Raw genomic sequence first — 21930 nt, 5'->3', positions numbered from 1 at the left:
CTCGATGCTGTGGCGCAATTCCCGTGGGATATGAGGTACGAGTGTGAATTCGGGAGATACGGCGTGGGTGCTGGCCAGTGCCGCGCTGGTCATGTTGATGACGCCGGGGTTGGCCTTCTTTTACGGCGGCATGGTGGGCGGCAAGAGTGTGCTGAACATGCTGATGATGAACTTCGTCTGTCTCGGCGTGGTGTCGACGCTGTGGCTGTTGTACGGCTACAGCGAGGCATTCGGCAACGACGCCTTTCAGGGGCTGGTGGGCGGCATGTCGCATGCGCTGTTGCGGATGACGCAGGGGACGGTGTCCGGGCCTGCCGGGCATCAGATTCCGACGATGGCCTTCGTGATGTTCCAGTTGATGTTCGCGGTCATCACCACCGCGCTGATCTCGGGTGCGATCGCCGGGCGGACACGATTCTGGGCATGGACGGTGTTCACGGTGGTGTGGACGACCGTCGTGTACTTCCCGGTCGCGCATTGGGTCTTCAGTTCGAGCGGGTTCACCGATACCGACGCGTCGGGAAATTCGACGGATGTCGGAGGCTGGATCATCAACCGGCTCAAGGCATTCGATTTCGCGGGTGGCACCGCGGTGCACATCAATGCGGGCGCGGCGGCACTGGCGGTGGCGCTGGTGATCGGCAAGCGGCACGGCTGGCCGCGCAGCATCACACGGCCCCACAATGTGCCGTTCACACTGCTCGGCGCGGCGCTGCTGTGGTTCGGGTGGTACGGGTTCAATGCCGGATCGGCTTTGACCGCAGGTGATCTCGCCGCCGTGGCGTTCACCAATACCACCGTCGCGACGGGCGCGGCGTCGCTGGCGTGGATCGTCGTCGAGCAGTGGCGCGACGGCAACCCGACCACCATCGGCGCGTCGTCGGGCGCGGTCGCCGGGCTGGTCGCCGTCACGCCCGCCTGCGGATTCGTCGGGCCGCTGGGTGCGTTGGTCATCGGCCTCGTGGCCGGGGTGTGCTGCGCGCTCGCGGTGAGCCTGAAATTCGTCTTCGGCTATGACGATTCGCTCGACGTGGTCGGCGTGCACCTGGTCGGTGGTTTGGTGGGCACGCTGTTGATCGGGGTCTTCGCCGATGCCTCGGTGAACCCGGCGGGCGGCAACGGGCTGCTCTACGGCGGCGGGGTCACGCAGCTGCTGCGCCAGTCCATCGCCGCGCTCGCCGTGATGGGCTATTCGTTCGTGGCCACGCTGATCCTGGCGTGGATCGTCCACAAGCTGTTCGGGTTCCGCGTCGACCACGAGGTGGAAGCCAACGGCATCGACGAATCCGAGCACGCCGAATCCGCCTACGACGGTGTGTTCTCGGTGAGCGACCTGGTTGCCGCACCCGTACGCCCGCGCACCACCCTGACCTCGCAGCGTCGGCCGACCGCCCAGCCGACCCGGCCCGTGCCGCCACCGCGCGACCAGTACCGGTGAGCGGTTGACGGGGGCACCGCGGGGGCGCAAGGTGGGGCGATGGGCGATGACGCGCGGGCCGGGTTGAAATTCTCCAGTCTCGACAGTCCCTTGTTCGACGGGGCCGACGCCACCAAGGGTGATCTGATCGATTACCTGGAGGCGGTGGGGGAGCGAATGGTGCCCGTGTTGCGGGATCGACCGCTGTCGGTGGTGCGGGTCCGGCCCGGGCAGGAACCGTTCATGCAAAAGAATCTGCCCAAGTACACGCCGGAGTGGGTCGAGCGCGCGACACTCTGGGCGGGAAGTTCGCGGCGAGAGATCTCCTACGCGCTGTGCAATAACGTGCGGACCCTGCTGTGGTTCGGAAATCAGCGTGCGGTCGAGTACCACGTGACGCTGCTGTTGGCGGAGGGGCTCGCCGACTATTCCGGCAGCCCAACATATTTGGTGCTGGACATCGACCCGGCACCGGACCAGCCGTTCGAACAGGTGGTGGGTGCGGCCGAGCTGATTCGGCGGGCATTGGACAACGACGGTCTCGCCGGTGCGGTGAAAACCAGTGGCTCCAAGGGCGTTCACATCTTCGTCCCGGTGGTACCCGGCATCGACCTCGAGGATGCCGCGGCCGCCACCCGGGCCATCGCGGCCCGCGCCGAACGCCTGGACCCGGCCCTGGCCACCACGGCCTTCATTCGAGAAGACCGCGGCGGCAAGGTTTTCCTGGATTCCACCCGCGCGGGCGGCGCGACCGTGGTGGCCGCCTACAGCCCGCGGATCCGGCCGGGCACGACGGTGTCGTTTCCCATCGCGTGGGCGGACCTTCCTCGAATCCACCCGCGCGACTTCACGATTCGCACCGCGGTGAAGGAACTCGGCGACCGCGACCCGTGGCGCGAGCTCATGCCCGCCCCGCAGGAACTGCCCGCCGACCTGATCGCCGAGGGCCACACCATTCCCGTCGCCCGCGTGCAGGCCATGCACGAGGGCAAACGCCGCGCCCGCGCGGCCCGACGCGAGGACTGAAACCCTCAGCCGTGGACCGGATGGCGCAGGAACATTCGCTCGTCGGCGTCGTATTCGTAGAGTTCGCCGTAGCGTCCCCAGTCGACGGCGGTGCGGAGTTGTCGGCGTGCCGCGTCCTCGGTGAAGTTGCGGCGCAAGAGGTCCAGGAAGAATCCGTCGCGCATGCGCTGATTGTGCGCACCGGCCAGGGCGTGGTCGATAGCACCGACCAAGGGTGCCTTGGCACGGGCCACGCGCGCGAAAATCGCCTTGGCCGTGTCGATATCGGCGTCGATGAACATGCGCCCGTCGGCCGTGAGCTCCAGATCGCCGTCCGCGGCGGTGGCCAACCCCAGCAGGCGCGCGGCATCGACCAGCGGCATGATGTCGTCGAGTTCGAAGCGCAGCCCGCTGGCCAGGTCCGGCAGATCCGCGCGCCCGCCGCTCATGGCCACCAGATCGAGCATGCCCGCGATGCCGTCCACGGTGGCATCGGGCAGTGGCCGGTTGGTCGGGGTGGGCGTCACCGTCTCCCGATCGCCGTCGTAGGGCGAATCGGTGAGCATCCGGTACGCGTGATCCACCAGATTCTGGAAGTGCGCGCCCCGGGTGTCGCGCGGATGCGGCAACCCGATCTTGATCTCGCCCTTGATGCGTCCGGGATTGTTGTCCAACACCAGGATTCGATCGGCCAGCTGCACCGCCTCCTCGATATTGTGGGTCACCATCAGCATGGTCTTGGTCGGGAACGCCGCCTCCCCGAAGAGCCGAATGAGCTCGCCGCGCAGGTTTTCCGCGGTCAGCACGTCCAGCGCGGAGAACGGCTCGTCCATGAGCAGCACCTCGGGCCGCACCACCAGGGCGCGCGCGAACCCGACGCGCTGGCGCATACCGCCGGAAAGCTCCTTGGGATAGGCGTTCTCGAAGCCGTCGAGTCCGATCATGTCGATGGCGTCGGTGACCCGCTCGGCGCGCTCGTAGGCTGGAATTCCTTGTGCGCGGAGGCCGAGTTCGACATTTTGCCGCACCGTGAGCCACGGCAGCAGCGCGAAGGTCTGAAACACCATGGCGGTGCTGGCATTCGGCTCGGTGATCTCGGAGTCGCGCAGCCGCGCGGTCCCGGCCGAGGGCCGCACCAGCCCCGCGATGATCCGCATGAGCGTGGACTTGCCCGACCCGGATTTGCCCAGCAGCGCGACGATTTCGCCCTCGCGCAACTCCATGCGGACGTCGGACAGGACCGCCAGCTGCTCGCCGGAGGGATTGGTGAAGTTCTTGGTGACGCGATCAACGGTGATGACGGGAATGGACATCGCGTGGTTCTCCTCTCTAGATCAAAGCGAAGCGGGTCTCGGCCTTGCGCTGCAGGCGACGCCAGACCAGCCGGTTGATGGCGACCGTGACCACGCTCATGACGAGGGTGCCGAGCAGCACCTTGGCGAATTGGTCGTTGACGGTCGCATTGGTGATGTACGCGCCGAGCCCGAACGCCTCGAGATGCGTACTGCCGGAGTCGACGACCTCGCCGACGAGGGTGGCATTCCACGCCCCGCCGAACGCGGTGATCGCGCCGACCACGTACCCGGGCGCGATCGCGGGCAGGATCAACGACTTCCACCGCTCCCACCCGTGCACCCGCAGATCGTCCATGGCCTCGCGCAGATCGGTCGGGATCTGCCCGGCCGCCGCGATCACGTTGAACAGCACGTACCACTGCGCACCCAGTGCCATGAGCACGGTGCCGCCGATATTCAGCGAGATGCCCGTGTACGTCAGCCCCGCCACCACGAAGATGTAGAGGAACTGGGCCGGGAAGCTGGCCAGTACCTGCACCACCGGTTGCGCGAACCGGCAGATGCGCGGATTCATCCCGATCCACACCCCGACCGGCACCCACACCACGGTCGACACCACCAGCAGCACCACCACGCGGCTCAGACTGGCCAGGCCCATCAGCGAGGCGGGCCCGAATTCGGCGAAACCCACGGTCCTTTCGAAGTAGCGGGCCAGCGTCCACGCGCCCCACCCGATGGCCGCGAACAGCGCGGCGAAGAACACCGCGTCCCCGGCGCGGCTGCCGCGCCGCTCGTAGGGCGAGCGGGTGGCGCGCCCGAAGATCCGCATGCCGCGGTCGACGAGTTCGCCGACCGGTCGCAGCCGGGCCGTGACCCGACCGGGAATCGTGGTGCGCCGCAAGAGATCCAGCACCAGGCTGCGCGGTGCCAGCGCCGCCTCGGCGTTCTCCACCCGGAACCGCTCCGACCACGCCGTGAACGGCCGCCAGAACAGCACGTTCACCAGCACAATGGTGAGGACCATGACGGCCGCGCCGAGCAACAGCTTGCCCACCGCGGCCTCGGAGGTGGCGGCGGCGATGAAACTGCCCATGCCCGGCAGCGCCTGATCATTGCCGGAGACGCTGATGATCTCCGAGGACGCCAGCATGAACCACGCGCCGCCGAAGCTCATCATGCCGTTCCAGATCATGGGGACCATGGCGGCCGGAATCTCGAGCTGGGTCAGCCGCTGCCAGCGGGTCAACCGCATCATGCGGGCCGATTCGTCGAGCTCGCGCGGCATGTTTCGCAGCGCCTGGTAGTAGGCGAAGGTCATGTTCCAGGCCTGCGCGGTGAAGATGGCGAACACGCACGCCGCCTCCGCGCCCAGGTAGGAACCGGGGAACAGGGCGATGAAGGCGCTCACCGTGATCGATACCAGCGCCAGCACCGGCACCGACTGCAGAATGTCCAGCATCGGGATGAGCACCTTCTCCGCCCGCCGCGAGTGCGCGGCCCACTGGCCGACCACGAGCGTGAACAGGACCGACGCACCCAGCCCGACGAACATGCGCAGCGTGGTGCGGGCCGCGTAGTAGGGCAGATTCGACGGATCGGTGGACACGGTGTCGGGGCTGTCGCCCGGCACCCACGGCACGGAGACGTCGCGAAAGAGCTTGACCACCACCACCGTCAACACCACGCCAGCCGTCAGCAGCAGGTAGTCGACCGGGCGGAGTCCGGTGCGAGCCCGGCGCGCATCGGGAGTCGTCTTGGGGCTGTTGGGGATTGCGATTTCGAGTGTCATGCCGTTGCCCCCGGCGCGTTCACCACATTGAAGAAGTGGATGGCGGATCCGATCAGGGCGGGCACGCCGACGAGCACGTTGAACACCACGACGCCCATGCCCGCGCCGACGACCGCCCCCGCCAGACAGCCGACGACCGCGCCCACCGGCCCCGCCGCGACGGTGGTGAGCGCGCCCGCGAACACGCATCCCAGCGGTCCGCCGACGATCGCGCCGAGCAGCGTGCCCACCGCGACGGCCGCGCCGAGCTCGGTGTTGACATGGCCCATCGCGTTGTTGAACCGGTCCTCGGGACTGTCGGAGTCGCTGACGGGACGCGGGTCGAAGGTTCGCATGGGCGCGGTGGCGGCCTGCTCGCCCTCGGCCCGCTCCGCGTCGGTGAGCGGCCGGGCCTGGTCTTCGCGCGGCACGAGAACGGCTGTGTTGCCGTCGATTCGGGCGTCGATCGGGTACATGGTGCCCTGCTTGGCCAGCGCCAAGGGCAGCGAGCCCACGACGGTGCCCGCGGGATCGAGGATCTGCAGGCGGTCGTGATCCACCCGCAGTGCGCCCGCGTCGGTGTGCAGACGCACCGTGCGGTCGACGATCGAGGCCGTAGCCTCGATGGCCGCGGGTTCGGCGTGGGCGGTGGCCCGCGTGGTGTGTAGTGCGGCGCTGGCCAGTGCGCCGACGACGGTGCCGTGTGGATCGACGATCGCCAGGTGGTCGTGATTCACCCGTAGTGACCCGGCGTCGCCGGTGTGGCGCGGCGGTTCGGCCTCGGCATTCGCGTGGGTGGTGAGCAGGGCCGCGCTGGTCAGTGCGCCGAGCCAGGCGAGCATGCGAATTCTCATTGGGATTGTGTCCCCTCAACTCTCGCCGCCCGCCGGGTATTGCGGGCAGCGTCGAATTCCGTCGCGCACTATTGATGCGGACGGTCGGTCATGAATTGCGGATCGTCTGAATTGATCCGAAAATTGGCGCGCGAATACGACGGCACCGCGGTGGCGGTGTCGAATATCGGCGAATTATGCGCGTCGAGCCGACGCGGCGTCGGTGTGCTGTGTAGCGGAGGGCGTCATCTGGCTGCCCAGACCTCCTCGAACTCGTGGAACGCGATACGACAGCGCACACGGGGGAAAGTCGATCAGGTCGAAAACCTGGAGGGACGGACACCCCTCTCGTCAGAGCTTCGGCACTGTGCGACGTATTCCGCTGGGCGGGAAGCCACTTTGGATTACCCCTTAATCCGGGGAAATCTGTCCTAACCTTGGGCGTCTCTCGACGTCGTCAGATCAGTGGCCTGTGTTCGTACAGGAGCCTCGCCTATCGAGGTGCGATTCCAAACTAGAGAAGACCGGATGGAAAGTCAAAAAAGGCTATTGCGTGCGAACGGGTGCGCGCTCACGGCAGAGTTTCCCCGCGTCGCCTACGCTGGTCGGCGTGATGAGAGCGGTAGGCGCGGCGGCGGGGGCCGCCCTGATCGGAGCGATGGTCGCGGGCTGCGGCTCATCGACCCCACAGGCGGCGCCGAGCACGACCGTCGCTCCGAAGGCAGTCCTGCCGTCCCCCAATACGATCGGGCTCTGCGGCGGCGTCTCCGAGGCCGATATCGCCCAGCAGACCGGGCTGAGCGATCCGCAACGGGTGTCGGTGAATCCGGTGAGTTGCGCGTGGCAGGCGTCCGGCGGCACCGACTACGCCGTGGTGTTCCACTGGTTCCGGGGCAGCTCGCTGGACGAGCGCCGGAGCCAGGTGACCGTCGGCAAGCCCGCCACCGTCCAGGTCGCCGGGCAGCCCGGCATCGAGTGGCAGGACGCGGCGAGCTGTGAGGTGGCGGTGGCGTTCGGCGACACCGATTTCATCGACTGGACCGTGCGGCACACCGCGGTCGGCTGCAAGGGCGTCGAGCAGCTCGCGGCCGCCACCCTGAAGCAGGCGGGGCAGGGCTGATGGCACGACTACCCGCCCGAATCGCCCTGTCCGCCTTGATGGTCGTGACGCTGGCGGGCTGTTCGCACGCCGCGCGACCGTCGGACGCGCCGACCTCCGCCGATCCGAACTTCCTGGCGGGCTGCGGTCCCCTCGAGGATCAGAAGCTGGCCGCCGCCCTCGCCGTCACCGGCATGAAGCGGCAGAGCGCACCGACGGTCTGCAACTGGACCGCCACCGCGGCCGGTGGCGGTACCGTCGATCTCACCTACGCCTGGCTGCGCACCGACACCCTGTCGCGCGAAGTGCAGATCGCCGACCAATTCGGTTACCAGATCGAGCGTTTGGTCGTGAAGCACTTCGGCGGCATGTACTGGCGCGACCCGAAGGATCCGGGCAGCTGCGCGGTGACGGTGGCCGATACCGGCACCGTCACCTGGTGGGTGCAGAACCGCGACCATGCCGCGCAACCCGATCCGTGCGCGGCGGCCATGACGCTGATGACCGCGACCCTGTCGGTCGACGGCATCTGAATCGGCTCAGTGCCCCATTGAGAGCCCGGCTCGGTGCCCCTGAGAAGCCCGGCTCAGTGCTCGAGGAATGTCGCGACGATGTTCCAGAACATGTTTCGATCCACGCTGTGGAAATCCCAGCTGTCGGTGAGGCTGTGGGTGGCGCTCACGATGGCGGGGATGTCGAAGTCGTGCCGGGTGGCGGTGCCCTTGGCCTCCACGGCGGTGACGACGTAGGCGGTGGCGGTTTCAGCGGTGTGGGCCACGAGGAAGCTCCAATCGATTAACCGGTCCAGGGATGGTGCACGGATGCGTGGCCGAGGACAACGTCGGCCGCGACCACACACCCCAACGCCGTGACGAACCTCGCGGCCGGCGCGTCGTGGCGTATCCGACCAGTCTCGTTTCCGGCTACGCCCGCAGGGGAGTTCCGAAGACGCCAAACCGGTCCAAGGCACGCCAACCTAGCTGTGTGGTTGCCGGAATACCGTACGGTAGGTGCGATTTCGGCCTGCGGGCGGGGTCGGTCTACGACGAATCCGAGCGGTCCCGCCACCGATTGACGGCCCGTCGCAGGCTCGCCGGATCGGCGTATCCCAGGAATTCCGCCTGTTGGGCGCGTGGAAGGTGTTCGGCCCGTTGCAGTCTGCGCCGACGCGCGCGGTCCACCTCGCGCCGCCAGGTGGTTCCGGCGTCGGCCAGGCGGCGTTGCAATGATCTTGGTGAGGTCAGCAGCCGACGCGCTACCACCTCGAGGGTGGCCGCGCCGTCCTCCAGGGCGGTGTCGAGGACCTCGCCGAGCTGATCCAGCCAGGTCGACCCGAACTCGGGCGTGGCGGGCAGGGTGGCCGCGTAGGACAGCAGGACGGCCGTCAATTCGGGATCGGCCTGCTTCATCGGCTGCGCCAACTCGGTGGTGCGCAGGGTCAGGGTGTCCGCGGCGCACCCGAAATGGATTGCGCGGGTGCCGAACAGCTCGGTGAACGCGTCGAGCGCGGCCGGTGCGGCCTGCCGGAAGCCCACCCGTACCGGCACCACGGGGCTGCGGGTGGCGGCGCGGCCTCGACTCACGATCAACGCGAAGGTGGCCTGTACCAACAACTCCCGGCCACGGCAGTCGTCCACGGCGGAGAGAACCTCGTAGCTGACCTCGTTCTCGGTGCGCTCGGCGATGCGAAAACTGTAACTCGTTGTGAGACTGCCGCTGTGGCGGACACAGGTGTCCAGCGCCGCGCCCAGCGTCGACGCCGACAGGAACAGGTACTCGAGCAGCCCGAACTCCCCGGTGGTGCTGTCGTCCGAGACGCGCAGTGCGACATCCGGATCCCCGGTCTCCCGCTCCAGCAGTTCCCAGGCCCGCAGGCAGTAGCGCGACGACACCCGGGTGCTCTCACCGCCCTCGCGCCAGGCGGGGACGCCCGCCAGCCGCGCGATCCGGTCGGGATCCAATCCGGCCCGCGCCGCCCGCTCGAGCGGGAATCGGGCCATGAGAATGCTGTCGTGGCAATCGGATCGAGGAGTCACGAGTCCCCGTCACCCGCCGCGCGGATGCGGGCGTCGGCCAGCTCCCGGCTCCAGGTCGTCCCGGCCGCGGCGAGGCGTCGCTGCAATGTCCGTGCGCTGGTGCCCAATCGCCAGGCGACCGTCTCCAGTGACACCGTGTCCAATGACAGCCCCCGCGACTCCGATGACAGCCTCCGTGACACCGATGACATCGCCTGCGACTCCGATGACATCGCCTGCGGCGAGGCTGTTTCCGGTGAAGGCGTGGCCGACGCCAGCCCGGTGCACATCGTGTCGGCCGAGATTCGTTTCGGCGCACCGGGATCGGGTGGCAGCGAATCGAGCTCCGCCGCAAGCAGATCCACCCAGGCACGGGCGGGCGGGGTGGACAGGCTGGCCACCGTCGCGCCACGCCGCAGGACGGCCGCGAGACGGGGATCCGAGCTGTGCTGTGCGCGTTCCCGATCGGTGCGACGCAGGGTGAGAGTGTCGGCGTCGGCGCCGAACTCGATTGCCGGGGTGCCGAAGAAGGCGGTGAACGCGGTGTGGTCGCGGGGCGCGGCTTGCCGAAAGGTGACCGCTAACGGAGTGATTCGCGCCCGGGCGGCCAGGCGGACGCGGGCGGTCAGGAAGGCGAAACTCGCCTGCGCGGCGAGTTCCGCACCGCGGCCCTCGGCGGCGGTACCGGCCGCCACGGTCAAGTGATGCTCGGTGTCGGCCACCACCTCCAGCCGTCGGGTGGAGGTCAGCCGGGAGCCGAATTCCGCCGCGGCCCGGAATGCCTCACCCACGGTCGCCGCCGTGGACACCAGATAGTCCATCATCCCCAATTCCCCCATTCCATACCGATCGGCCGCTAGTAGACCGACGTGCGGCAGTTCTATCCGTCGCTCGAGGAGCTCCCACAACCTCAGATAGCACTGTCCCGGAACACTTCCCGGCGGGCCGTCCAGCGCGGCCGTCCCGATTCCGGCCGCCCGGGCCAATTCCACCGGGTCCAGGCCCGCCGATCGTGCCCGGGTCAGCACGAAGCGGGCCAGTAATGGGCTGTCCGAACCGTTCATCGCTGTCCCTCCGGCGTGCGCCGCCGTGTCCCCACGGTGCCCCAGGGTTGGCGATCCGCCGGGCGGGTCATAGGACTGTGTCCTCTCGGATTGCCGCCCGGTCGGAGTCGAGGAGCTCCACGTGGCGTTTGCGGGCGCGGTCGACCTCCAGCCGCCACGTCGTACCCGACTCGTGGAGGCGACGCTGCAGGGTCCGCGGGCTGGTGAACAGTCGCCGGGCGACCTCGTCGAGCAGCGGGTCGGATTCGGTGAGCACCTGCGCCAGGGCGTCGGCCACGCGGTCGGGCCATTCGGTGGCGCGCGGGGGCGGCGGGGGCAGGGTGGCGGCGTGCCTGCGCAGGACGGCCGCGAGCATGGGGTCGGCGGTGATGTGCGGCAGCTCGAGATCGGTCACACGGTAGGTGACGCTATTGCGGTCCGCCTCGAACTCCAGGTCGGTGGTGCCGAAGAACTCGCGGAAGGCGTCGTGGCTGCGCGGGGCCCGCTGCTGGAAGGTCATGCGGACCGGGTCGACCGCGCGACCGGTCATCTGGCGGACGCGCGAAACCACCAGGCCCAGACCGGATTGCACGCTCAGGTCCCGGCCCAGGCCCTCGGCATTGATCATGTGCAGGTCGAAGGTGGATTCGGTCTCGGTCCGCACCCCGGCCTCGAACCGGAAGTTGGTGCTCACCGCGCCGATATAGGGGTTGATCACCGTCAACCCCTCGTGCAGGGTGTCGGCGGTGGAGATCAGATAGTCGAACAGCCCGAACTCGCCGAGCCGATATTCGCCCAGCACCCGGAACGTCGTGTCCGGATCGCCGGTTTCGTGGGCGAGCAGTTCCCAGAGGCGGGGATAGATTCCGCTGTCCACCCGCGCACTGCCCTCGGCGGCCACCCAGTCGGGCAGCCCGGCTGCGTGCGCCAGCCGATGCGGATCGATCCCGGTCCCCGCCGCGTGGCGCAGGACGAACCGGGGCAGCGAGACCGTGTCGGAGGTGTGCATCACCCCATGGTGCGGGGAATTCCCGGCCGGAAACCGGGAATTCGCCGAACTGTGAGCGACCCCGCTCGGGGGCGGATTATCAGGCCCTCAGGAAGGTTGCCGCAATCCCCCAGAATCGCCGGGTGTCGACGGCTCGGAAATCCCATGTCTGCGTGAGCCCGTGGGTGGTGGTCACGATCCCCGGCACGTCGAAGTCCTCGCGGGTTGCGGTGCCCTTGGCCTCCAGGGCGGCGATGACGTAGGCGGTGGCGGTTTCCACGGTGTGGGGCACTGGAACTCCGATCTGTCGTAGTGGCATGGGGCAGTGCGGATTCAACGGGTGCTGTCGTTCAGAACGTCCTCGTAGCGGTACTCGGTGGTGATGGTCTCGCCCGCCGCGTGGGCCTGCTCCTCCCGGCGGCGCAGGTCGACGCGGCGGATCTTGCCGGAGATCGTTTTCGGTAAATCGGTGAATTCCAAGCGGCGTACACGGAGATAGGGAGCCAGGTGATCGCGTGCGTATTCCAGGATGGCGCGGGCGGTTTCGTGGTTCGGTTCCCATCCTGCCGCCAGCGCGACGTACGCCTTGGGCACCGCGAGGCGCGTGTCGTCGGGCTGCGGGACGACCGCGGCCTCCACCACCGCCGGATGCTCGATGAGCACGCTCTCCAACTCGAAGGGGGAGACCTTGTAGTCGGAGGATTTGAACACGTCATCGGTGCGCCCGATATAGGTGATATAGCCGTCCGAATCGCGCGTGGCCACGTCACCGGTGTGGTAATAGCCGCCTTCCATTACGGAGGCATTGCGCTCGGGATCGCCGAGGTAACCCGTCATCAGATTCACCGGTGCCGCAGTCAGATCCAAGCAGATCTCGCCCTCTTCGGCGGGCTTTCCGGAGATCGGATCCACCAGCACCACCGGCACGCCGGGTGCGGGCCGCCCCATCGATCCGGGCTTGAGCGGCTGGCCGGGGGTATTTCCGACCTGGAGGGTGGTCTCGGTCTGGCCGAAGCCGTCGCGGATGGTCAGGCCCCAGGCCTTCTCGACCTGGGCGATGACGTCGGGATTCAATGGCTCACCCGCGCCGAGGATTTCACGCAGACCGGCCGGTCGCTCGCCGAGGTCGGCCTGAATCAGCATGCGCCACACCGTGGGTGGCGCGCAGAACGTGTTCACCTCGGCGCGGCGCAGTTGATGCATGAGTGCCGCGGCGTCGAATCGCGCGTAGTTGTAGACGAATACGGTCGCCTCGGCCAGCCACGGCGCGAAGAAGCAACTCCAGGCGTGCTTGGCCCAGCCGGGGGCGCTGATGGCCAGGTGTACGTCGCCGGGGCGAACACCGATCCAGTACATGGTGCTCAAATGACCGACCGGATAACTGATCTGGGAGTGCTGCACCATCTTCGGCTTGCTGGTGGTGCCGGAGGTGAAGTAGACCAGCAGCGGCTCGGTCACCTCGGTGACGGCCCGGAACGGACCCGCGGATTCGACCGCCGCGGCGTCCGCGTAGTCGTGCCAGCCCGCCACCGGCGCGCCCACCACGATGCGCGTGTAGTCGCCGGGCACCTCGTCGAACTTGGTGGTGTCGGCGTGATTGGCGATGACGAAACGTGCTCCGCCGCGCTCGATCCGGTCGCTCAGGTCGGCCGGGCCGAGCGCGCCGGTGGTCGGCATGATGACCGCGCCCAGCTTGGCCACCGCCAGCATGGCCTCCCACAGCTCGACCTGATTGCCCAGCATGAGCATGACCCGATCGCCCTTGCCGACGCCCAGCCCGGCCAGCCAGGTGGCCACGCGGTCGGAGCGGGCGGCCATCTCGGCGAAGCCGATCTTGACCTCGGAGCCGTCCTCCTCGACGATCCACAGGGCGGGGCGGTCGTTGTCGCGGGCGATGACGTCGAACCAGTCGGTGGCCCAGTTGAATTGGCCGGATAGTCGGGGCCATTCGAATTCACGCAGCGCCGCGTCGTAGTCGGTGGCCCTGGCCAGCAGGCCGTCGCGCGCCGCCCGGTACATCTCCGTATTGTTCACTTGGTCTCCTCCAGCAGCCGAGCGCTGATCTCACGCATCTCGACCTTGCGGATCTTGCCGGTCACCGTCATCGGGAACTCGTCCACGAGGTGCACGTATCGGGGAATCTTGAAATGCGCGAGCTGCCCGGTGCAGTATTCACGCAGGCTCTCGGCGGTCAAAGGGGTTGCGCCCGGTCGCATTCGAATCCAGGCCATCAGCTCCTCGCCGTACTTGGCATCGGGCACGCCGATCACCTGCGCGTCGAGAATGTCCGGGTGGGTGTAGAGGAATTCCTCGATCTCGCGCGGATAGATGTTCTCGCCGCCGCGGATCACCATGTCCTTGATCCGGCCGGTGATGGCGACATATCCGTCGGCGTCCATGGTGGCCAGATCGCCGGTGTGCATCCAGCGCCCGGCATCGATGGCCTCGGCGGTCTTCTCCGGTTCGCCCCAGTAGCCGAGCATGACCGAGTAGCCGCGGGTGCACAGCTCACCGGCCCGGCCGCGCGGCACGGTCACCCCGGTCACCGGGTCCACGATCTTGATCTCGATGTGCGGTCCGGCCCGCCCGACCGTGGCGGTGCGCTGGACGAGCGAATCGTCGCGGCGGGTCTGGGTGGAGACCGGGCTGGTCTCGGTCATGCCGTAGCAGATGCTCACCTCGCGCATGCCCATGCGCTCGATGACCTGCTTCATGATCTCGGTCGGACACGGCGATCCCGCCATGATGCCGGTGCGCAGCGAGGACAGGTCGTAGGTGTCGAATTCCGGGTCGGCCAGTTCGGCGATGAACATGGTCGGCACCCCGTACAGCGAGGTACAGCGTTCCGCGGCAACGGCTTCCAGCGTGGCGCGCGGGTCGAAGGCCGGGGCCGGAATGATCATGGCGGCCCCGTGGCTGGTGGCGGCCAGATTGCCCATCACCATGCCGAAGCAGTGGTAGAAGGGCACCGGAATGCAGATGCGATCCTGCTCGGTGTAGCCGCAGAGCTCACCCACGAAGTAGCCGTTGTTGAGGATATTGTGGTGGCTGAGCGTCGCACCCTTGGGGAAACCCGTTGTGCCCGACGTGTATTGGATATTGATCGGATCGTCGGTCGACAGCAGCGACTGCGCGGTCGCCAGCAGGTCCGGATCGGCTGCCCGGCCGGTGGCGAACAGTTCGCGCCAGTGCAATCCGTCGAGCAGCACCACCTGCTCCAGCTCCGGACACTCCGGGCGCACCTCCTCGATCATGGCCGCGTAGTCGGAGGTCTTGAACGCCGGTGCCGCCACCAGCATTCGAATCCCGGCCTGCCGCAGCACATATCGCAGTTCGTGCGCCCGATAGGCGGGGTTGATGTTGACCAGGATCGCGCCGATCTTGGCGGTCGCGTACTGGGTCAGCGTCCACTGCGGGCAGTTCGGGGCCCAGATGCCGACCCGGTCGCCCTTGCCGATCCCGGCGGCCAGCAGGCCCAGCGCCAGCGCGTCCACCTCGGCGGTGAACTCGCGGTAGGTCCAGCGGATGCCGGTGGTGTAGTCGATCAGGGCCTCGCGGTCGGGATGCGCGGCCGTGGTTCGATCCAGATTTGCCCCGATGGTGTCGCCCAGCAGGGGTGCGTCCCACACCCCGTGGGCGTAACTCCGGTCCGTGCTCTCGCTCACCCCAGTAGGATCTACGTCACACTCACCCCCGACTACCCCCGAAAGGGGCTGACCGATGACCCCGGCCACCGACGGGCTGCTGCGCCCGAGCGACGGTGACGCCCTGCGCGCCGAGCTGCGGGCCCTGGCCGCCGTCTCCAACCTGCCGGTGATCTTCGGCGGCGCGGTGCACGCGGGCACGCTGGTGCTCAGCGAGTTCGTCGGCACCCGCACCAATGCCATGCGCGGGCTCGCGGTCGCGCCCAGCTCGGGGCTGGGCGGGTCGGCGGTGGCGACGGGCAAGCCGCGGTCGGTGGCCGACTACCGCTCGGCCTCGACCATCACCCACCACTACGACGGTCCGGTCCTGGGCGAGGGGTTGCGCGCCGTGGTGGCGGTACCGGTGGTGGTGAAGGGGGAAGCGCGGGCGGTCATCTACGTCGCCAATCGGGACTCGGGCGTGATCGGTGACCGGATTGCCGACGAGATGGTGCAGGCCGGGCGGCGGCTGGCCATGGAACTGGCGATTCGGGACGAGGTGGATCGACGGCTACGGCTGTCCTTGGCGCGCGAGTCCATGGCGAGCGCCAATGCCGTTGTGACCGAACAACTTCGGGACCTGCACGCGGAACTGCGAGGGATCACCCAGTCGGTGTCCGACGCGACGGCCCGAACCCGGCTGCGCGGGGTGACGGACAAGTTGGCCCGGCTGGTCTCGGGCGTGGCCGCCCCCGACGACGCGGTCACCCTCGCCCCGCGAGAACTGGACGTACTCGCGCAGGTAGCGCTCGGATGCACGAATCAGGAAGCCGCGCAGCGGCTTTCGGTCGGTGCGGAAACGGTGAAGAGCTACTTGCGCAGCGCCATGACGAAACTTGGGGCCCACAATCGCCACGAGGCGGTCGTGCGAGCACGCCGCCTCGGGCTACTGCCTTAGACCTTCTTCCGGGGTTTCAGGGGTTTACCCCTGAGAGTTACGAGAGTTGTTAATCCGCTACCAAATGGCGGATGGTCTCCCCGCCCTTGGCGTGGTGGAGTCGACCGAATTTGCTGTCGAGCAGGTGCGCCATGCTTTCGGCGGCACCGAGATAAGCCTCCTCGGCGGTCTCGGCGCGGTGGGTGACCGCGACCGGCGGCTGGCCCTTCGGTCGCGCCTCGAGGGAACACTTCTTGTCCTCGGAACCACCCTTGTGGCCGTTCACATCGGTGATGTGGGCTTCTACCCGGGTGAGGTGGTCGGCGAATCGATCCAAAATCGACGCGATGGAGTCGGTTGCTTGCTTGGCGATCGCGCCACCGCCGACATGCTTATCGGCGAAGACCTGGATTTGCATGGCATCTCCAATCTCTGTGGTATCGCAAGTCCGGGGCGATTGCCGGGGACTTGCTCACACCTCCGACCATACTCACTCAGGCTGAGAATGCCATGTGTGATTCATCCCGTGGCGGGGCGGGAATTATCGGGTGGCCAGATCCAAGACGGTGAGGGCCAGATGCTCGGCTGCGAGCGGATGCCCCAGGGCCCGGGCGGCGGCGGAAACGGCTGCGCGGGTCTCGGATTCGGTGAGCAGCTCGGTCAGGGCCGCCCGCAGATTCTCCACCGTGGCGTCCTCGCCGACGAGGGCGCGGGCGGCATTGTGGTCGGCCAGGATTCGGGCATTGCGGATCTGCTCACCGCCGACCGAATGCGGGTAGGGGATCAGCACCGAGGGCTTGCCCAAGGTGGTGAGCTCGGCGAGAGTGCCAGCGCCGGAACGGGATACGACCACATCGGTGAGAGCGAGCACATCGGGGAGTTCGGGGCCGATGAATTCGCGGACCAGATAGCGGCCGCGCACCTCCTCGGGCAGGGTGGCGGCGTGCTCGCGGACCTGCTCGTAGGACAGTCGCCCGCACTGGTGAATCACGTTGGCGGAGTGCAGCAATTCCGGCAGCAGGGCGCGGATCAGATCATTGATCTGCACCGCGCCCTGCGCGCCGCCGGTGATGTAGACGGTCGGCAGGCCGGGGGTGTAGCCGTCCCACTCGAGGGCCTTGACGGCGGCGTCCGCGGTGCCGGTCGTGAGCGCCGGTCGGATCGGGTTGCCGGTGACCAGGGCGCGGCCGCGCACCTTGGCCGGGAGCAGGTCGATCGAGGCCTCGGAGCTGAGCGCGATGCGGTCGGCCATGCGGGCCAGCAGCAGATTGGCCTTGCCGATGCCGGTGGTCTGCTCGTGAATGACCAGGGGCCGCCGACGCAGCGCGGCCGCCATGCCGATCGGCGCGCACACGTAGCCGCCCGTGCACAGCACCGCGTCCGGCGCGAACCGGCCCACCACGCCCTGGGCGGTCAGCACGCTGACCGGCACCCGCAGCGCATCGCGGGCATTGTCCTTGTTGAGCATTTTGAGCGGATTGCGGTCGCGCCGTAGCTTTCCGGCCTTGATGCCGGTGAAGTCGATGTCGTTCTCGGCCGCCACCCGCTGCTCCAGGCTGTCGGGCACGCCGACCCACAGCACCTCGGCGCTCGCTCCGGCCTCGGCCGCCAGATCGCGCAGCGCGCGCACGGCCGCCACCGCCGGATAGGTGTGCCCGCCCGTGCCGCCACCGGCGACAATGACGCGGACCCGCCCGCGCTCGCCCAGCCGCTGCAGGATCGGGGCGCGGTCGGCGGCGGGGTTCGACATGGACGATCCTCCTGGGTGGGGGCGGGTACGCGGGCAGCGCCCAGGCTATCGCGATCGGGGGCGTCGCGGCCGTTCCGGGCGGTACCGGTCGGTTCGGTGAGATTGCGAGGTGTTGGCGAGACGGCGAGCGACCTCTACCATGGTTGTGACGCTGATCACGTTGTCGCAGTGAGAGTTCTGACCGGAGTCGCCTGACCCAGCGAGAGGGCCCCCGCCTTGAAGCCCTTCACACTGCCCGATTTCTATGTCCCCCACCCCGCCCGGCTCAATCCCCACTACGACTACGCCCGTGCGCACTCCGCCGCCTGGGCGCAGCGCCTGGGGATGCTCGGCGAGCTGGGGGTGGATGGCCAACCCATCTGGGACGCCGAGAAATTGGACCGCATGGATTACGCGCTACTGTGCGCGTACACCCACCCCGACTGTGACGCCGAGGTTTTGGCGCTGCTCACCGAGTGGTACATCTGGGTCTTCTACTTCGACGACTGGTTCCTCTCGGAGTACAAGAGCACCCGCAATCACGCCGAGGCCACCACCTATCTCCAGCGTCTCGAGCTGTTCATGGCCGAACCCGGTTGCCCTGCACCGGAACCCGAGACACCCTCGGAGGCCGGGCTGGCTGACTGCTGGGCCCGCACCATTCCCGTCATGTCCCCAGGCTGGCGTGCGCGCATGCGGACCTCCACCCACAACCTCATGGTCGAATCCCTGTGGGAGCTGGACAATATCGCCCGGAACCGGGTGTCCAACCCCATCGAGTACCTCGAGATGCGGCGGCGGGTGGGCGGCGCGCCCTGGTCGGCCAATCTGGTGGAATTCGCCTGCGGCGCGGAGGTGCCCGGGCGGTTCGCCGCCGAGCGGCCCCTGCGGGTGCTGTGCGAAACATTCGCCGACGCAGTGCATTTGCGCAATGACCTGTTCTCCTACGAGCGTGAGGTCCGCGTCGAGGGCGAGAACGCGAATCTGGTGCTGGTGCTGGAACGGTTCCTCGGCCTGCCCACCCAGGCGGCCGCCGAGCTCACCAATGACATGCTCACCTCGCGGCTGAAACAGTTCGAGGACACCGCCGAGATCGATGTGCCGCAGCTGTTCCTCGAGCGCGCGGCCACCCCGGCCGAGCAGCTCGCCGTGACCCGCTACGCGATCGGCCTGCAGGATTGGCAGAGCGGCGGGCACGAGTGGCACCTGCGCTCGAGTCGCTACATGAACCGCGGCGTCGACCGCGGGCCGACCGGGCTGGGCACCGCGGCGGCGCGGCTGGTGCCCGGGTTCCGGATACAGCTGAATCAGCATGTCCCACCGCCCCGTACGCCCGGGCCGCTGGTCGTCTCCGGGCTCGCGCGGCCGTACCCGGTCGCGGTGAATCCGCATATCGAGCTCGCGCGGGCGGACGCGCCGGGCTGGGCCGCGTCGATGGGCCTGCTGGATCCGGTGGTGGGCTGGACGGCCGAATCGCTGCGGGCGGCGGACTTCGCCGCCCTCGTGGCCATGGTCGGTCCGGAGGCCGAGGCGGACGAGTTGATCCTGCGCACTCGTTGGACGGTGTGGGGGACCTATGCCGACGACCTGGCCACGCGGGTGTTCCGAGTCGATCCGGTGCCGGGGCGAGAACAGCTGCGGCGCTTGCCACTTCAGCTGTCGGACGCTGCGCCCGGACCGGTCTCGCCGCTCGAGCTGGGTCTGTCGCGGCTGTGGGGCGAGACCGTGCCGGGGCTCGACATCGATCGCCGGAATCGGTTGCGGGCGGCCCTGATCGAGCTGTTCGAGGGCTGGGAGTACGTGCTGGAGAACGAGGTTCGCCAGCGCATGCCGGATCCGGTCGACTATCTGGAGATTCGGCGGCTGACCTCCGGCGGTCCGCTGTTCCGCGCCTTGGACACCCCGTCCGCACCCGAGGCGGTCCCCGGTATCGCCGATCTCGGCGACGCCAGTATCGTTCGGCAGCTGGAGAATTCGGCGCACGACTACGCGGCGCTGGCGAACGATCTGTATTCGTATCAGAAGGAGATCGAGTACGACCGCGAACTGCACAATCTGGTGTACCTCACCCAGTCGTTCCTGGGCTGTTCCCGGGAGAATGCCGCGAACATCGTCGTCGATCTCGCCAACGAACGCGCCCGGCAATTCGAATTCATTGTGCGCGAGCAGCTTCCCGCGTTCTTCGATGACTACCACCTGTCCGAGGACATGCGCGCCGCCATGCTCGCCCATGTCGACCGGCTCCGCAATCACATGGCGGGAAACGCGTACTGGCACGCCCACACCGCCCGCTACGCCGAGCGCACCCTGCGGGCTTCGCGTCCCAAGCCGCCGATCGGCGGCCCGCTCGACCCCTTCGTCAGCGTGTTCGCCCACCGGAGGTTGTCATGAGTTCGTCGACCGCGGCCGATCACACCGTCTCCCGCGCCGCCGATCTGCTGCGCCGGGCTCGACAACTGACCATGCCGCTCATGCGGGTCGCGGTCGACACCCTGCCGAGCGAGCTACGGCTCATGGTCGGGTATCACCTCGGCTGGTACACCGCCGACGGCAGCGCCACGACCGCGCGGGCGGGCAAGGGCCTGCGCCCGGCCCTCGTCCTCGCCGCCGCGGCGGCCGCGGGCGGTCGCCCGACCGCCGCCCTGCACGCGGCCGCCGCGGTCGAAATGGTGCACAACTTCACCCTGATTCACGACGACGTCATGGACGGCGACACCGTGCGCCGCGGCCGCCCGACCGTGTGGCGACTCTGGGGTGTCGACGACGCGGTGCTGGTCGGCGACGCCCTACACAGCCTCGCCATCTGGACCCTCGCCGACGCCCCGGCGGGCGCACTGGACGCCATCGCGCGCCTCGAGGACGCCGTCATCGAGGTCTGCCTGGGCCAACATCGCGGCCACGCCGCCGATCAACACAGCGGCCATGCCGACGGACAGCACCGCGGCCATGCCGCCGGTCAGCACCGGGGCCGTGCCCCCGGTCCGGAAGCCTTGCGGCACAGGAATTCCGCGCTGCTGGGTTGCGCGTGCGCCATGGGTGCGCTGTGTGCGGGCGCACCCACAGAACTAGTCGCCGCCATGGACCAACTGGGCCGCGACCTCGGCCACCCGCGCGCCGCGGCCAGCGCCCGCGCGGGCCACGCCACCGCGGACCTGCTGGCGCTCGCGGAATGCGTCGCCCGCGCGTAAATCAATTCGACCGGGCGGTTCATACTGCGCGGAAATATCTTTCCATGATGCAACGGTCAAGCGCGCAGCACGGCCGCGGTTCGTCCGCACCGAGCGTCGGGAGGACGTGGTGATCGTGGTGCGCTGCAAGTCGAACGGGCCGGGGCGAAATGTTCGCGGCCCGCTCGTGTTCGGGGTCAGGGGATGCGGGCCACCGCGCCGAGCATGCTGACCGCTTCGGGGCGGGGGTGGGGGCGGTATTCCTCGGGTCGCCACAGGGTGACCGCGGTGATGCCCGGGGCGACCAGGGTGAATCCGTCGAAGAACTTGGCGAATTCGGCATTGGACCGGAGGCGGAACGGCACGCCGCTGCGTCGATTGGCCTCGCTGGTGCGGGCCAGATCCTCTTCGTCGAGGTAGTCGCCGGTGGCGTGCGACATGACCAGGAAGCTGCCCGGGGCCAGCGGCTCGGTCAGCTGCCGGAGTAGCTCGTAGGGGCGGTTGTCGTCGGTCATGAAGTGCATGACCGCCACCACCATGAGCGCGACCGGCTGGCTCAGGTCGAGAGTCGCGAGCAGATCCGGATGCTCGAGGATGCGCTGTGGCTCGCGCAGGTCGGCGTCGATGAAGGCGGTGCGGCCCTCCGGGGAGCTATTGAGCAGGTCGCGGGCGTGCAGCAGCACGATCGGGTCGTTGTCGACGTAGACGATGCGCGATTCCGGGGCGATGCCCTGCGCGATCTCGTGCACATTGCCCGCGGTCGGCAGGCCGCTGCCGATATCCAGGAACTGGCGCACGCCCGCCTCGGCGGTCAGGTACGCGGTGGCCCGGCGCAGGAAATTGCGGTTCTCCACCGCGGCCAGCTGGACCGTCGGAAAGGCCTCGGCGACCGCGTCGGCCGATTCGCGATCGGCGGCGAAATTGTCCTTGCCACCCAGCCAGTAGTCGTATCGGCGGGCCGGATGTGGCTTGGTGGTGTCGATCCGTTCCGCCGCTGAATCCGAGTTCACT

20 protein-coding genes and 1 riboswitch are annotated in these 21930 nt (G+C 68.3%); of the genes, 7 read left to right on the top strand and 13 right to left on the bottom strand.

Annotated elements, in window-relative coordinates:
* Positions 1 to 43 precede the first annotated feature (43 nt).
* On the top strand, positions 44 to 1438 hold the full coding sequence (locus VMT40_RS16880) for an ammonium transporter (RefSeq protein ID WP_326359170.1): 1395 nt from the start codon (positions 44 to 46) through the stop codon (positions 1436 to 1438).
* A gap of 39 nt (positions 1439 to 1477) precedes the next feature.
* Positions 1478 to 2443 carry a DNA polymerase domain-containing protein gene (locus VMT40_RS16875; protein WP_326359169.1) on the top strand — a complete coding sequence of 322 codons (966 nt, stop codon included), beginning with the start codon at positions 1478 to 1480 and terminating at the stop codon, positions 2441 to 2443.
* Between the two features lie 5 nt (positions 2444 to 2448).
* Here the strand turns inward: VMT40_RS16875 and VMT40_RS16870 are convergent, their stop codons facing one another.
* The 3 genes from VMT40_RS16870 to VMT40_RS16860 are packed head-to-tail and all read right to left on the bottom strand — an operon-like array spanning position 2449 to position 6339.
* Positions 2449 to 3735, bottom strand: a complete 1287-nt coding sequence (locus VMT40_RS16870; protein ID WP_326359168.1) for an ABC transporter ATP-binding protein — start codon at positions 3733 to 3735, stop codon at positions 2449 to 2451.
* Between the two features lie 16 nt (positions 3736 to 3751).
* Positions 3752 to 5506 carry an ABC transporter permease gene (locus VMT40_RS16865; protein ID WP_326359166.1) on the bottom strand — a complete coding sequence of 585 codons (1755 nt, stop codon included), beginning with the start codon at positions 5504 to 5506 and terminating at the stop codon, positions 3752 to 3754.
* Entirely contained in the window at positions 5503 to 6339 is an 837-nt protein-coding gene (locus tag VMT40_RS16860; protein WP_326359165.1) for a hypothetical protein, read from the bottom strand. The genes VMT40_RS16865 and VMT40_RS16860 overlap by 4 nt, the downstream gene beginning before the upstream one ends.
* 315 nt (positions 6340 to 6654) lie before the next feature.
* Positions 6655 to 6826: riboswitch (M-box (ykoK) riboswitch) on the bottom strand.
* A 105-nt stretch (positions 6827 to 6931) separates the two neighbouring features.
* On the opposite strand from VMT40_RS16860, the gene VMT40_RS16855 reads away from it, so the two are divergent.
* Positions 6932 to 7438 carry a DUF3558 domain-containing protein gene (locus tag VMT40_RS16855; protein WP_326360216.1) on the top strand — a complete coding sequence of 169 codons (507 nt, stop codon included), beginning with the start codon at positions 6932 to 6934 and terminating at the stop codon, positions 7436 to 7438.
* The gene (locus tag VMT40_RS16850) at positions 7438 to 7950 is read left to right on the top strand and encodes a DUF3558 domain-containing protein (protein WP_326359164.1); all 513 of its coding nucleotides are present in this window, start codon (positions 7438 to 7440) and stop codon (positions 7948 to 7950) included. The genes VMT40_RS16855 and VMT40_RS16850 overlap by 1 nt, the downstream gene beginning before the upstream one ends.
* A 53-nt stretch (positions 7951 to 8003) precedes the next feature.
* Here VMT40_RS16850 and VMT40_RS16845 read toward each other — a convergent pair whose 3' ends face one another.
* From VMT40_RS16845 to VMT40_RS16815, 7 genes are all read right to left on the bottom strand, one after another.
* A complete protein-coding gene (locus VMT40_RS16845) occupies positions 8004 to 8195 on the bottom strand; it encodes a hypothetical protein (RefSeq protein WP_326359163.1) in 192 nt (63 codons plus the stop codon).
* Between the two features lie 262 nt (positions 8196 to 8457).
* On the bottom strand, positions 8458 to 9453 hold the full coding sequence (locus VMT40_RS16840) for an AraC family transcriptional regulator (RefSeq protein WP_326359161.1): 996 nt from the start codon (positions 9451 to 9453) through the stop codon (positions 8458 to 8460).
* The gene (locus tag VMT40_RS16835; RefSeq protein WP_326359160.1) at positions 9450 to 10496 is read right to left on the bottom strand and encodes an AraC family transcriptional regulator ligand-binding domain-containing protein; all 1047 of its coding nucleotides are present in this window, start codon (positions 10494 to 10496) and stop codon (positions 9450 to 9452) included. Before VMT40_RS16835 ends, VMT40_RS16840 begins: the two co-directional genes overlap by 4 nt.
* A gap of 67 nt (positions 10497 to 10563) precedes the next feature.
* The gene (locus VMT40_RS16830) at positions 10564 to 11484 is read right to left on the bottom strand and encodes an AraC family transcriptional regulator ligand-binding domain-containing protein (RefSeq protein WP_326359159.1); all 921 of its coding nucleotides are present in this window, start codon (positions 11482 to 11484) and stop codon (positions 10564 to 10566) included.
* A gap of 79 nt (positions 11485 to 11563) precedes the next feature.
* Positions 11564 to 11755 (bottom strand): hypothetical protein, encoded by a 192-nt coding sequence (locus VMT40_RS16825; protein ID WP_326359158.1) that lies wholly within the window; start codon positions 11753 to 11755, stop codon positions 11564 to 11566.
* A gap of 41 nt (positions 11756 to 11796) precedes the next feature.
* Positions 11797 to 13482: an AMP-binding protein gene (locus VMT40_RS16820; protein ID WP_326360215.1), complete on the bottom strand. Its 1686-nt coding sequence runs from the start codon at positions 13480 to 13482 to the stop codon at positions 11797 to 11799.
* An 11-nt stretch (positions 13483 to 13493) separates the two neighbouring features.
* The gene (locus VMT40_RS16815; protein WP_326359157.1) at positions 13494 to 15128 is read right to left on the bottom strand and encodes an AMP-binding protein; all 1635 of its coding nucleotides are present in this window, start codon (positions 15126 to 15128) and stop codon (positions 13494 to 13496) included.
* Positions 15129 to 15183: 55 nt separating this feature from the next.
* Here VMT40_RS16815 and VMT40_RS16810 point away from each other — a divergent pair, with 55 nt between their 5' ends.
* A complete protein-coding gene (locus VMT40_RS16810) occupies positions 15184 to 16044 on the top strand; it encodes a helix-turn-helix transcriptional regulator (protein WP_326359155.1) in 861 nt (286 codons plus the stop codon).
* Positions 16045 to 16093: 49 nt separating this feature from the next.
* Here the strand turns inward: VMT40_RS16810 and VMT40_RS16805 are convergent, their stop codons facing one another.
* On the bottom strand, positions 16094 to 16441 hold the full coding sequence (locus tag VMT40_RS16805; RefSeq protein WP_326306916.1) for a ribosomal subunit interface protein: 348 nt from the start codon (positions 16439 to 16441) through the stop codon (positions 16094 to 16096).
* Between the two features lie 123 nt (positions 16442 to 16564).
* The gene (locus tag VMT40_RS16800; protein ID WP_326359154.1) at positions 16565 to 17773 is read right to left on the bottom strand and encodes a UDP-N-acetylglucosamine--N-acetylmuramyl-(pentapeptide) pyrophosphoryl-undecaprenol N-acetylglucosamine transferase; all 1209 of its coding nucleotides are present in this window, start codon (positions 17771 to 17773) and stop codon (positions 16565 to 16567) included.
* A 216-nt stretch (positions 17774 to 17989) separates the two neighbouring features.
* Between VMT40_RS16800 and VMT40_RS16795 the strand changes: the two genes are divergently transcribed.
* Positions 17990 to 20143 carry a terpene synthase family protein gene (locus VMT40_RS16795; protein WP_326359152.1) on the top strand — a complete coding sequence of 718 codons (2154 nt, stop codon included), beginning with the start codon at positions 17990 to 17992 and terminating at the stop codon, positions 20141 to 20143.
* Entirely contained in the window at positions 20140 to 20940 is an 801-nt protein-coding gene (locus VMT40_RS16790) for a polyprenyl synthetase family protein (protein ID WP_326359151.1), read from the top strand. The genes VMT40_RS16795 and VMT40_RS16790 overlap by 4 nt, the downstream gene beginning before the upstream one ends.
* A 176-nt stretch (positions 20941 to 21116) precedes the next feature.
* Here VMT40_RS16790 and VMT40_RS16785 read toward each other — a convergent pair whose 3' ends face one another.
* The gene (locus VMT40_RS16785; RefSeq protein ID WP_326359149.1) at positions 21117 to 21929 is read right to left on the bottom strand and encodes an SAM-dependent methyltransferase; all 813 of its coding nucleotides are present in this window, start codon (positions 21927 to 21929) and stop codon (positions 21117 to 21119) included.
* Position 21930: the final 1 nt, after the last annotated feature.

Source organism: Nocardia sp. CDC160 (genome assembly GCF_035818795.1).
Taxonomy (GTDB): Bacteria; Actinomycetota; Actinomycetes; order Mycobacteriales; family Mycobacteriaceae; genus Nocardia.
This window is presented reverse-complemented; position numbering and strand designations above follow the sequence as displayed.